General features: G+C 57.1%; 9 protein-coding genes. 6 read left to right on the top strand and 3 right to left on the bottom strand.

The features are described from left to right. Nucleotides 1–50: 50 nt before the first annotated feature. Entirely contained in the window at nt 51–815 is a 765-nt protein-coding gene (locus tag MKY96_RS26305) for a tryptophan-rich sensory protein (RefSeq protein WP_076085387.1), read from the bottom strand. A 198-nt stretch (nt 816–1,013) separates the two neighbouring features. Between MKY96_RS26305 and MKY96_RS26300 the strand changes: the two genes are divergently transcribed. The 3 genes from MKY96_RS26300 to MKY96_RS26290 all read left to right on the top strand — a co-directional run bounded on the left by MKY96_RS26300 (nt 1,014) and on the right by MKY96_RS26290 (nt 8,032). After that, nucleotides 1,014–3,464 carry a glycoside hydrolase family 31 protein gene (locus tag MKY96_RS26300; RefSeq protein WP_340945002.1) on the top strand — a complete coding sequence of 817 codons (2,451 nt, stop codon included), beginning with the start codon at nt 1,014–1,016 and terminating at the stop codon, nt 3,462–3,464. Between the two features lie 641 nt (nt 3,465–4,105). Continuing rightward, nucleotides 4,106–7,198, top strand: coding sequence for a DEAD/DEAH box helicase (locus MKY96_RS26295; RefSeq protein ID WP_340945000.1), 3,093 nt, complete (start codon nt 4,106–4,108; stop codon nt 7,196–7,198). Between the two features lie 39 nt (nt 7,199–7,237). Continuing rightward, nucleotides 7,238–8,032, top strand: a complete 795-nt coding sequence (locus tag MKY96_RS26290; protein ID WP_340944997.1) for a hypothetical protein — start codon at nt 7,238–7,240, stop codon at nt 8,030–8,032. 740 nt (nt 8,033–8,772) lie between these two features. Here MKY96_RS26290 and MKY96_RS26285 read toward each other — a convergent pair. Both MKY96_RS26285 and MKY96_RS26280 read right to left on the bottom strand, forming a co-directional pair. Further along, entirely contained in the window at nt 8,773–9,438 is a 666-nt protein-coding gene (locus tag MKY96_RS26285; RefSeq protein WP_340946764.1) for a GTP pyrophosphokinase, read from the bottom strand. Between the two features lie 284 nt (nt 9,439–9,722). After that, nucleotides 9,723–10,097, bottom strand: coding sequence for a hypothetical protein (locus MKY96_RS26280; protein WP_340944992.1), 375 nt, complete (start codon nt 10,095–10,097; stop codon nt 9,723–9,725). Between the two features lie 278 nt (nt 10,098–10,375). On the opposite strand from MKY96_RS26280, the gene MKY96_RS26275 reads away from it, so the two are divergent. From MKY96_RS26275 to MKY96_RS26265, 3 genes are read left to right on the top strand one after another with little or no spacing between them, the layout of a single operon-like run. Then, nucleotides 10,376–11,206 (top strand): zinc ribbon domain-containing protein, encoded by an 831-nt coding sequence (locus MKY96_RS26275; protein ID WP_340944990.1) that lies wholly within the window; start codon nt 10,376–10,378, stop codon nt 11,204–11,206. A 36-nt stretch (nt 11,207–11,242) separates the two neighbouring features. Beyond that, complete coding sequence (locus tag MKY96_RS26270) at nt 11,243–12,061, top strand: TrmB family transcriptional regulator (protein ID WP_340944989.1); 819 nt, start codon at nt 11,243–11,245, stop codon at nt 12,059–12,061. Between the two features lie 49 nt (nt 12,062–12,110). Then, entirely contained in the window at nt 12,111–12,416 is a 306-nt protein-coding gene (locus MKY96_RS26265) for a hypothetical protein (protein WP_340944987.1), read from the top strand. Nucleotides 12,417–12,861: the final 445 nt, after the last annotated feature.

Genomic DNA, 12,861 nt, shown 5'->3' with positions numbered 1-12,861 from the left:
CACGTGAAGCAGGCGTGCGGGGGATTTTTTGTGTGCATATATAGGCGTATCTAGTATCTGCTGCGGGAACGGCGCGGAGTCAGCAGCAGCCAAATACTGTAGAGCAAGAGAAGTCCTGCTGCAATCAGGCCGGTGAAATACACCTCATTCGTGTCCTTATGCTCGATAGCAATGGCGATATAGGCCCAGACGAAGACGAGCGGATAGATGCTGTCCCGGTACGGGAAGCTTACCAGCACAGCGAGCACAGCACCGACGCAGAGCATGATGACGGCCCAGAACGGGCCGCTGAGTCCGAAGCCTCCCCAGTCATTCTTCACCAGCACAACGCTGACATTGACGATGGTGGCTACCGAGATCCAGCCGAGGTAGAGGCTGAACGGCAGCTTCACGAGCCATTTCTCGCCTGTCGTGGGATCTGCGATGAAGCGGGTTTTGCGGTAAATGACGATCAGTGAGAGCAGCAGAAGCACCATCGCCACCAGCGACAGCTCAATGTACAGGTAATGCCAGAGGAGCAGCCAGCCCATATTGAAGAGACAGCTGAGCATGAACCAAATTCCGATCCGCTGGACGGAATCTCTGCCCCCGGTATCGCTGCGGAACTGATAAATGATGAATCCGGCCAGCAGCAGATAGATCAGGGACCAGATGGAAAAAGCATATCCGGCCGGTGTGAGGTACGTATGATACCTGTCCGAGATTTCGGCGGTGCTGTTCCCGCCAAGCGGCAGGACGACTGAAAGGGTATTGACGGCAATGACGCCGAGGAAGAGCAGCAGATTCCCCCACTTATAAGGATTAGTTCTAGTCATATGACCACTCCCTAACTTGTTTGATAACTACGTTTTGGCCTTGGCCTATATAGAATATACCCGCTGTGGCGGTAATTAAGACTAATCCGGCAAAAAAAATGACCAATTGGTCATAAGAATCGCGGATAGTATTCCTTAGGCCCGGGGTAATATGTAGTCAAGAAGTAGATCAGCAAGCAGCGAAGGGAGAGAAGATTCATGGAGAGCAGTGAGGCGATACGCCCCGAGAAGATGGGGCCGATGGTGATGAAGGAGACCTGGAACACGCCGGGCAGCGTGGTGTCCTGGGAACGCTCCGAGAATATCTACATCGTCCGGGGGGAATGCGCCGGGATGGCTTTTATCTTCCTGAGCGATGATATGTTCCGGATGAAGGTCTTCCATAGCAAGGTACCGGACCTGACCACCTCGGAGGCTGTGCTGAAGGAGTGCTGTATTCCGCATCTGTTTCCGGTAGAGGAGACGGAGGAGCAGCTCATTTTCTCTACAGGCGCTATCCGGCTGATTATTGAGAAGGCCTCGTTTCTGCTCCGTGTGGAGAATACATCCGGGAAGGTGATCATGCAGCAGAATCTGGCGAGCTGGAACCCGCGCGGCGCAAGCCATGCGGAATATGACATGCAGCCGGACTCACATTTCTACGGACTGGGTGAGAAATCGAGCTTCCTGGACAAACGCGGGGAGCGTTATACGAACTGGAACACCGATGTGTTCGCCCCGCATCTGCCGGAGATTGAAGCGCTCTATGAGTCGATCCCGCTCATTATCCACATGCACGGTGACCTCTCCTACGGGCTGTTTCTGGATAATACGGGCCGGAGTGATTTCGACATGCGCTCGCACGGCATTGCTTTTACCATTGGCTGCTCTACGGGAGCGTACGATATCTATTTCATTAATGGGCCCGAAATGAAGGATGTCGTCCGAAGATACACCACGCTCACCGGCCGGATCGCACTTCCGCCCAAGTGGGCGCTCGGTTATCACCAGTCCCGCTACAGTTACATGAATCAGCAGGAGGTGCTGCAGCTGGCCAAGACCTTCCGTGAGAAGAACATCCCATGCGATGTGATCTATCTGGATATCCACTATATGGACGAGTACCGCGTATTCACCTTCGACCCTGTCAACTTCCCTGATCCGCAGACAATGATCTCGGAGCTTGCGGAGCTGGGTGTGCGCATTGTCCCGATTGTCGATCCCGGAGTCAAAAAAGACCCCAAATACGAGGTGTATAAGCAAGGGGTGCTGGAGAAGCATTTCTGCCGCCGCCTGGAGGGCGATATTTTCTTCGGTGAGGTGTGGCCGGGGATCAGTGCCTTTCCTGATTTCAGCGACAGCCGGACCGCCGAGTGGTGGGGAGATCTGCACAAATACTACACAGAGCTTGGCATTCAGGGCATCTGGAACGATATGAACGAGCCTGCGGTCTTCAATGAGACCAAGACAATGGATCTTGATGTGATGCATTTCAACAACGGGCGGCCGGTGACGCATGAGGAATACCATAACCTGTACGGGATGATGATGTCCAAAGCGACCTATGAGGGACTGGCCGAGCATATGGGGGGCGAGCGTCCCTTTGTGCTGACCCGTGCCGGGTATGCGGGCATCCAGCGCTATGCGGCCGTATGGACAGGTGATAACCGCAGCTTCTGGGAGCATATGGCGATGGCGATGCCGATGGTGCTGAACATGGGGCTGTCAGGGCTGGCCTTCTCGGGGCCGGATATCGGCGGGTTCGCTCATCATACGTCGGCGCAGCTGCTGGTGCGGTGGACGCAGATGGGCGTGTTTTTCCCCTACTGTCGGAATCACTCCTCCATCGGGACGCTGCGCCAGGAGCCGTGGTCCTTCGGGGAAGAGGTGGAAGGGATTCTGCGTGAATTCATCGGGCTGAGGTACCGCTGGATGCCGCATTTGTATAATCTTTTTCATGAAGCGGAAATGAGCGGTCTGCCTGTCATCCGTCCGCTGGTGCTCGAATATCCGCGTGATCCGCATGTCTCTAACCTGTGCGACCAGTTCCTGCTGGGTGAAAATGTGCTGATTGCCCCGGTCTACCGCCCGGATACGGATCACCGCTCCGTCTATCTGCCCGAAGGCTGCTGGCTGGATTATTGGGACGGGGAGGTCCATGAGGGCGGGCGTCACATTCTTGCGGCTGCACCGCTGCACATCATGCCGATGTATGTGAAGGCCGGCAGCTTCGTGGCCGAAGGCCCGCTGAGACAGTATGCGCTGGAGGACACGGAGGAGACGATCATCTTCCACCTCTACGGGGCGGAAGCGGCTGCGGGCTTCTCTTCGTCCTTCAAGCTGTATGAGGATGATGGCCACAGCTTCAGCTACCGCAAGGGGCAGTATACGGAGCTTACCGTACAGGCTGAAGGCGAGGAAGGCGCACTGGTGCTGAAGTGGGCATATGCGGTGCATGACTATAAGCCGCGCCGTGAGACGCTGCGGTTCGCGCTCTGCTATCCGTTCTTCACCGCAGCTGCGGTGGACGGACTATCGGAGATCAGCCTGGAGCAGCTGAATGAGGGGGCGCTAGGCTGGGCCCGGAACGGCAAGAACGGCGCGATCATCGTTCAGGTAGCAGATGCTGCCGTGGGCGGGGAGCTGCGGATTCTGGCAGGTACGGATTAGTGTGCGGTAAAGGTAATCCATAAGAGCTGTGTAGCATAGCACGGATTGGCGGGAGTTTAGGACCGGCTTCGCCTGGAAAGAGGGCGGGCCGGTTCTTTGTGGTGGTTGGGGGGAGAAGGCTGCCCGGCAAGGAAGGAATGAGGTATAATCCTGCCCGAATTGCAACAATCCCTACAGTATTGCGAGCATAACTCCGAAATGTTGCTAGAAATGCATTAATCCTGCTCCCCAAAGCGGCTATGGGAGAGAATTGCTGACATTCCTGCAACATTTCCCCTGAAAGCCAACTATTCATAAGCCGGAGTTGATATTTGTGCAACAATTTGGCTCTTTGCATCATTTTTGTGGCCCGTCTGCTGCTGAGGAAGTAACGCTAACTGAACTGTAAGGGCCGCTCGGAACAAAAATCTGCTGTAAATCGCAGAAAAAGCATAGAAAGGTTTTTAAATATATGGTTTTTCGTATAAGATGAAGGGATGAAGAAAAAGTTGCAGCAATAACCTGAGCGTTCATGGAATGGTTGTACAGTTCATGCTGCCGGTGCAGCCTCATAATATACTTTTCGCGCAGAAGGGGACAGTCTTTCGGTCTGGAAGGGCTGGCTCTTGCTGTCTGCTCACAAGAATGGAGATTAACCAACAATGATTAAGCATCTGTATGCAATATGGTTAGGGGACGTATTATTCTGCTTCTCGGGCGAAACCTCCGAGCCGAAGGTGGACGCATGGACACGCGTGATCAAACGGCTGGAGCTCCGCAGTGGCTGGCGTCCTTTTGCGGGTGCTGCACTGCGGCTGGCGGAAGTGAAGTATCCTGCGGCCGCCGCCGTGGAAGGCAAACCGGCGCGGCGCGGACTGCCCGGACGCACGCTGGAAGGGCTGGCGCTGTCGCCGAAGGATGCCTTCGAGCTGCTGCTGGCCTGGGATGAGCAGGCCAGCCGTGCCCAGGGCATTGAACCCGGGGGAGAGCTGCGCTACTGGTCGGCAGCCGCCCGCTTCGCGCTGGAGCTGATGGGCAAGGGCGGGATTGTGCCCGGCGCCCAGCCGCCGCGCAAGGTCGGCTCGCGGCGGCGCGGCGGCGAACAGGCTGCTGCCGTGTGCTGGTCACCGGCGTTCCGGGAAGAGGCGGATAAGGAGTTCTTCCTGCAGATGGCGGCCTCTATGCCGGTGCTTGCACTTGGCACACACGTAGCTGAGGAAGGCGACCTGTCCTCGCGGGAGGAAGCGGGCGGGTATGTGCTGTATTCCTTCCTGCAGGCGGTCATGACCGCCGAGATCAAGAATGTGGTTGCCGCTCATGAGAGCGCGCTGTCGCCGTATAAGGCCAATTACCGCCGCGGCTATTCTCCGCTGACGGAGCTGTGGTGGAACAGTCTGCTCACGGGCAGCCGGGATATCCCTGTGCAGGGGACCCCGGCTGAGGTGACGGAGCTGCTGGCCGTGGTGAACGAGACGGCGGGCCATGAGGTGCCGCATTTCGAGACTGAGGAGGCCCGCAGCGGACAGCTAAGCCTGGGCCTGCGGCTGGAGCCTCCGGCGGAGGAGAGCGAGCTGTGGCAGCTGACCTTCTGGGCGGAGAGCCGGGAGGAGGGGGAATTCTGGATTCCGGCGGAAGCGGTGTGGAGCAGCCGGGAGCGGGAATTCACCCTATGGGGCAAGCGTTACCGCAATATTCAACAGCAGCTGCTGGCTGCGCTGGGACGGGCGGCGAAGACTTCGCCGGACATCCGGCGCTCGCTGGCTGAACCGGCCCCGCGCGGGATTGAGCTGCCGCCGGAGCGGCTGTATTTCTTCCTGAAGGAGAGCGTGCAGCAGCTGCGGGAACGGGGAATTACCGTGCAGATGCCTTCGCGCTGGAGCAAGGAGGGACGGCGGCGGATCGGCATGAGAATGAAGATGCAGCAGCCCCCGGCGGGTGCAGCGGATGGCCTGGTGCAGTCTGCGCTGGGTATGGAAGAGCTGATCTCTTTCCGTATTGAAGCCTCTCTGGGAGATTCAGACATCACAGAGGAGGAACTGAATGCCCTGGTGGAAGCCGGCGTGCCCTTTGTGCGCTTCCGGGGAGAATGGATTGAGGTGGACCCGAAGGAAGTTCGTCAGGTCCTGAGATATATTAAGCGTGGTGAGAGCGGAGAGATGACCGCAGCCGACTGGATGCGCCTGGAGGCTGAAGATGGTGAAGAGCGGCTGTGGAAGGGCATGTCGGTTACCGGCATGGAGACCTCTGGCCTGCTGGCCTCCCTCATGCACGGCGATGTGCTGCGCGGGATGCCGCTGCGTCCGGTGCCGGAGGATCTGAACGGAACGTTGCGGCCCTATCAGGAGCGAGGTTATCAGTGGCTTACGGCACTCAGCAATCTCGGCTTCGGCGTCTGCCTGGCTGATGACATGGGTCTCGGCAAAACCGTGCAGGTCATCACCTGCCTGCTCGACCAGGCGCTGAATGCCCCGCCGGGCGAGAAGCAGGAGCCTGTGCTGATCCTCTGCCCGACCTCGCTGCTGGGCAACTGGCAGCGGGAATTGCAGCGCTTCGCGCCTTCGCTTAGCTTGCATATTCACCATGGAGGGCGGCGGGTGCGCGGTGAAGGTTTCAGAGAGCTGGCAGCCAGCCATAAGATTGTGCTGACCACCTACCATTTGGCGGGCCGGGACAGCGAGGATCTGGCCGGGGTACGCTGGTCTACCGTTGTGCTGGATGAAGCGCAGTACATCAAGAATCACCGCACCAAGCAGGCGCAGAGCGTCATGAAGCTGAGCGCGCCGCACCGGATCGCAATGACCGGGACTCCGGTGGAGAACCGGCTGGGCGAGCTGTGGTCGATTTTCCATTTTCTCAACCCCGGTTATCTGGGGACGTATCATTCCTTCCGCCAGCGTTATGTGTCGGGAGAGGGCGGCGAACGGCTGCGTGAGCTGCACCGGCTGGTCTCGCCCTTCCTGCTGCGGCGTCTGAAGAGCGACCCGGATATCTCGAAGGATCTGCCGGAGAAGCTTGAGCTGAAGTCTTATTGTCCGCTTACGGAGACACAGGCCGCGCTCTATCAGGGGGTAGTGGATGAGATGCTAGGCGTCATCGGCGAGCGTTCGGGCATGGCCCGGCGGGGGCTGGTGCTGTCTTCCCTCACCAAGCTGAAGCAGATCTGCGATCATCCCCAGCTGTTCCGCAAGGACGAGGGGCGGAGCCTGCGCAGTGAGCCTTCGGGCAAAATGGACGTCATGTTCGAGGTGCTCGACAGCATCTCTGAGCTTGGTGAATCGGCGCTGATCTTCACCCAGTATGTGGCGATGGGCGAGCTGCTGGTCAGCCGGCTGGCCAGACGATACGGGCAGACGCCGCTGTTCCTGCATGGCGGCATCTCGAAGCGCGAGCGCGACGAGATGGTGCATGCTTTTCAAGAGGGGGACGGTCCGGCTTTCTTCGTTCTGTCGCTTAAGGCGGGAGGCGTAGGCCTCAATCTGACACGGGCGAATCATGTGCTGCATTATGACCGCTGGTGGAACCCGGCTGTAGAGAATCAGGCGACGGACCGCGCCTTCCGGATTGGACAGCACAAGAATGTGCAGGTGCATAAGCTGATCTGCCAGGGGACGCTGGAGGAGCGGATCGACGAGCTGATTGAACGCAAAAAGAGCCTGTCCGAGCAGGTCGTTGGCTCCGGTGAGAACTGGTTAACCGAGATGTCTAACCATGAGCTCAAAGAGCTGATTGAACTCCAGGGACAGGACTGGATGTAAACAGGGCAATAGATTGTAAGGCAGAAGGAGGCAACATCTATGAATGAGCTGCTGGAGCTGCGGCTGGAGGTGCTGCCCGGGGTCATTAAGGCCACCGGGAGTGTGGGGCCTGCTGCTGAAGGGGCAGACAGACGCAGCAGCAAAGCCGGAGCAGAGATAGAGAAGCAAGGGGAACAGGGCCAGCGGGAGGTTGTTACTCTGCGTATTCCGCAGTGGACACCCGCCCGGAAGAATGAAGTGCTGCATCAGCTCGCTGCGCATCCGGGCGAATTGTATGATCTGCTGCAGGGCAGCCTGAATGGCGGGCTTGCTGCGCTGGAGCTGCTGCCTGTAGATGACGAGCTGAGGCTGGCTGCAGAGGAACAGGGCACGGGTCTGCTGCCTGCTGAGGAACTGGTGCAGCGGGTCCGGCAGCAGCTGACCCAGGAGCCGCTGCTTGCGTTCGCCCTGCGCGGACTGTCCAAGGAAGAGCTGCTCTCCGGCGTATTCGCCCTGTGGGCGGAGCGGGAGAACGAGCGGAGCGCTGAAGACGACGCGCCTGCGTCTGTGTCTCTCGCGTCCGAGCTGGCCCGGTTGGAGCGCAAGGGCCCGGCCGTATCCTCTGGAGAGTGGCTGGCCGAGGCAGCGGCTGAGGGCTCTCTGCACCAGCCGGGGCCGCTGTTTCACGAGATCTCCTCCCGTCCGTTTCCGGCTATGCCTGAGGTAATGGAGCCGGAGGAGGATTGGAGCGTGCTCCTGCCACAGACACCCAAGGCGCTTGAAGGGCTTGCGCTGCTGATGCGCCGGGTCTCGGAAGCCGCCGCGAAGCGTGCGGCGGGCTTGAATAAGCTGTAGCGGCACGGCTTTGTGAGGTGGACCTAAGTATGCTGTAGGTGCATGGGTTCGTCTGTAGATTGCACCAATAGGTGGGTAGGATTGAATGAGCTATAGTCTGAATTGTTTATCTGCGGCGACTGAAACTGCTCTTAAGTAATGTAGAGTGTAGACTAGGCCGGCTGGAGTGAGTTGGATTCGGAGGCCGGGATACGAACGTAAGAGATAGTGTTTCAAGTAACATTAGTTATGAGAGTAGCGCACCGGGAGTTAGTTGGCTGCACGAGAATGAAAGGGATAAATCCCTCTGAATCAGCCAGAAGTCGGCGTGTGGACATTTAGCTAATATTCAGCAGGCGGGAATGAGGAGCAGAAGTGCACCTGAATTAGCGGAAAGTGGGCAGCAGGCGGGAATGAGGAGCAGAAGTGCACCTGAATTAGCTGAAAGTGGGCAGCAGGCGGGAATGAGGAGCAGAAGTGCACCTGAATTAGCCGAAAGTGGGCTGTAGGCGGAAATGAGGAGCAGAAGTGCACCTGAATTAGCCGAAAGTGGGCAGCAGGCGGGAATGAGGAGCAGAAGTGCACCTGAATTAGCCGAAAGTGGGCAGCAGGCGGGAATGAGGGGCAGAAGTGCCCCTGATTTAGCCAAACTGGATGGTAGGGCGGCCCTCCCACATCAAGCCAGCCAAACAAAAGAGGAGCACAAAGGTGCCCCTCTTGCAGCCGGATAACGGCCTGGCTGCGGCCATTTTATCCTAGGATTATGTCTGTTCGTTGCCGCCTTTGCCTTCTGACAGCTCCAGAATCTCCCGGCGCAGGCGGAGCATCTTCTGGTCCAGTTCATCGGCAGCACGGGCGGCTTCCTTCAGCTCCTCGGCCACATGGGAGGGCAGCTGTTTGTCGAATTTATAGTAGAGAATATGCTCCATGCTGGCCCAGAAATCCATGGCTAACGTACGCAGCTGCATTTCTGCCTTCACCCAGCGGGTGCCATCAAGCAGTACCAGCGGTATAGCCACGATAAGGTGCAGGCTCTGGTAGCCGTTTGGCTTCGGGTGGGCAATATAATCCTTAATCTCAAGCACACGGATATCCTCGCGGGCGCACAGGTGGTCCACCAGCCGGTAGATATCCTTCACGAAGGCGCAGACAATCCGCATCCCCGCAATATCATGGATGTGCTGCTCCATATTATCCAGGTTAAGCTCATAGCCCTTGCGCTGCATTTTTTGCACAATGCTCTTCGGTTCTTTGATCCGGCATTTCACATGCTCAATCGGGCTAAAGCCGTCACGCACCTGCCACTCGGTCCGGATGATATCGATTTTATTCTCAAGCTCATTCAGAGCATGACGGTACAGCGCCGGCAAAGCCTTGAAATTCTCAACCTGCTTGGCGAAATCCTCGTTAATCTGCCACTTCTGCATATCCTTCACATGGACCTGCAACTTGTTCAATGTTACTTGTGTACTATCATATTCTTCCACTGAAACTCTCCCGGTTTTCGTTATTTGTGACTGTAGACCATGAATGGATGACTACGGCAATCTTATACAGCGCTAGCTGCGGTTCTGATTCTATTTTAACCGATGTACAGCCCCGGAAGCAAAATAAAACCGTAACCCTGACCGAAGAGAAACATTCTTCCCTCCGGCGCGTATTAGCACAGTATAGGCATTAAGCCGTCCTTATGGCGCAGCTCCGTTCATCCTTATTTGTTGGTGGGAGAGCCTGTGCCGTAGCCTTCATCCTGATAGCCTGTGTTGTCCAGCTTCTGCAGGACGTTCAAGCCTTCGATCTGAAGGCGGGTCTCGTCAGTGCCATGGTCGTGCAGATACTGGAACAGGCGGATGGTGGCTTCATCGAACTGCTCTGCGGCATCATCATGATCGGCTGACTTGTAGGGAACCAGAGCACGCCGGAAGGCGTAGTCATCCCCGCTGGCCAGATCGGCCAGAAGATCCTGAAGCACAGTCAGGCCGTCACTGGACAGCAGAACCTCGTACTCACTGGAGTCGCCTCTCTCTTCCTGAATCAGACCGTGATTCACAGAGACGAAATATCGGTTAAGGTTATCGTCAGGCACAATTCATCCCTCCATCATTCGATAATGTACGGGTACGCAGGAACGGATCCAGCAGAAGGCAATATGTATGATTGCTTCTTCCGCAGCATACTCATTCCAATAAGAACGCTAGCCGCCTCTACTTGGTATTTACCACATGACGACAAATAATGAATCTGCCGTGGACTTTTGGTATGATAGAATCACGTTTCCGCTGCTGCGTGGAGCGGCAATCGGAATGTAAGGATATACGCGGCTGCGAATCAGCCTATTCTCACTCTGGAGAAGGAGGAACTACAATGAATTTACTGCAACGCATTAAAGACGGTGCCAGCCGGGTGAGTGAAAAAGCGCAAAGCTCGGTGGAAGTGAGCAAGCTGAATGGGCAGATTTCGGATATTGAGCATGAGATGCAGGTTGAATTTCTGAAAATGGGGAAGCTCTTCTACGAGGGATATCGTTCAAGGGATATGTCGGTGGCTGAAGGCCAGATGATCGAGCTTGCGCGGGGCTGTAACAAGCTGCAGGAGCAGATCGAGGACGTACGCTCAAGAATTGCCGAATTGAGAAATGAACGCTTGTGCGCCTGCGGTCAGATCGTAGGGCTGGATGCCAATTTCTGTCCGCATTGCGGACGTAAGCTGGAAGCACGCAAGCCGGAAGATAAGGAGATTTCACTGCGTAAAGAGCCGTCATCGGCGGCCGCCGCTACTGCAGCACCGCCCGTGGTTACCGTACATACGGTGCTGGAGCATGAAGATGAAGAAGACCAGTACTACGGTGAGGAAGAGCTGACCGAAGCGGAACGGGAGCTGGCCAGAAGACCCGAAGCACGTGTGCAGTATGCGGAGGTGCTGCCTGAACTGGAGGAAGACGCAGAGCTGGAGGAAGCGGACCGGATGGCTTCAGGTTCTGACCGGAGCCGCCGGGAGGCAGATGAACTGGAACGGGAACGGGAGCGGCAACTCGAGCTGGACCGCCGGATCAGGGACTGGAAGGCAAGTGAGCCAGCCGAAGAGCGGGTAGCCGGAGACGCGGATACACGGGAGATCGTGAATTGCCAGATCTGCCGCGCCGATCTGCCGAAGGGCTCCATGTGGTGCCCGCGCTGCGGCTCGGAGCAAATATAGACAGGGTAGTACTGACAGCTTAGGGGGACAACATAGATGGAACAGTTGCTGCTGCATCTGCGCAATTTGGGTTTCACAGAGATGGAATCCAAAATTATGGTTGAGCTGGCCACCAAGGGCCAGGCTTCGGGCTACGAAGTGGCAAAGCAGCTAGGAGTATCAAGATCGAACGTATACGCGGCGCTTCAGCGCCTGACTCAGCAAGGCTACGTGCGCTGCGGAGAAGGGGAGCCGGCACGCTACAGTGTGCTGGACCCGGAAGAGCTGGCCACGATGATATCCGGCCGGGTGCAGGCCTCGCTTGCCTATATGGAGAGTGAAATGCCGCGCGGAGGTCCGGTCAGCCCCTCCTTCTACAACGTGGAGGGTGACCGGAATGTCATTGGAGAGCTGGTCCGCCAGCTGAATCTTGCCGCTCAGGAGATTGTAGTGGATGTGTGGCGGGAGGAAGCCTCGCTGCTGCGCAGTGAGCTTGAGCAGGCGGAGAAGCGCGGAGTGAAGCTGCTCTGGGCCTTTGACGGCGGTGATGCTGTGCCGGCACCTTATCCGGTATGGCCGCCCCTGCCGGGGAAGCCGGAACGCAGCGGAGGCCGGAAGTTCTCCTTCGTCGTGGACCGGAGCTGGTGCATGCTCGGCATGCGTTATGAGGACGGGAGCGCCCAAGCCGTGATTACCGAGCATCCGGTGCTGGTGGAGCTGCTGCTCAAATCTTTTACACAGGAATTGGTATTGTTCGAGCTGGAGGAAGATATGGGCCCCGAACTGCAGCGACGCTACGGGGAGCGCTATAGCCGGATCTACAGCAAATATGTGCTGCATGATCAGGAGAAATCGGGTGAAGAGCCGGAGGAATAGGGCTGCAATAGTAAGTGCCCAAGTTCACTAAGCGAGGGAGGTGACAAGCATGGAGTGTATCGTTCATTTTGAGGTGCAGCATACAGAGGGCGTCAAGCCGCTGCGCGGACTGCTGTTCCTGGAAGAGGGCAAGACCCCGGAAGAACGGGAGCTGGTGGAGATGTTCAAGGACATGAAGTTCAACGTCCGGCTGGATGACCGGGAGAAATGGATCTTCAAGCCCGTGGCTCCGGGAGAAAGTTATTCCGAGATCCGCATTACCAGCTTTGACAACGGCAAGAAGAGCAGCAAGCCGGAGGGCGAGCTGAAGTCGATTGTCGGCAACCTGCTGCCCCAGAAGCCAACCGGGATATAACCGGGGCAGCGGGGTTCCAGCGGTTTTTGTCCGCCAACAGAATTATTGCTGCCAGCGGAGGATATCTTTGTGAAGAAGGTCGTTTCCTGCACCAAGCAGGAAACGGACCCGGCGGAAACGTGAAGTACGTAACAAAGAGCAGGCTCAGGGGAATACCCGGGGCCTGCTCTTTGTGTTAGGAGAAATATCATTCCAACTTCTTCATTAGCCAGACCAATCTGCTCCTAACGGACCTGAGAGACCTTATCCCCTGGAAAACACCACTTTTGGTGTCTTAACGGACCGAGGAGACTCTAAGGTAGCTCAAAACGATACTTAAGAGCGGTATTTCAGAGAATAAGGTCCGTGTGGTCCGTTCCTTGCCTGATTTATGACTTTCATCCAGAATAAGAGCGCCTCAGTCCGTTACGCGGAGCCACATATGTGCCCAGCCCCACCGCGCCTG

The sequence above is a fragment of the Paenibacillus sp. FSL R7-0302 genome (genome assembly GCF_038006885.1).
GTDB lineage: Bacteria > Bacillota > Bacilli > Paenibacillales > Paenibacillaceae > Paenibacillus_AQ.
Note: the sequence above shows the minus strand (reverse complement) of the source record. Positions and strands in the feature narration are given on the sequence as shown.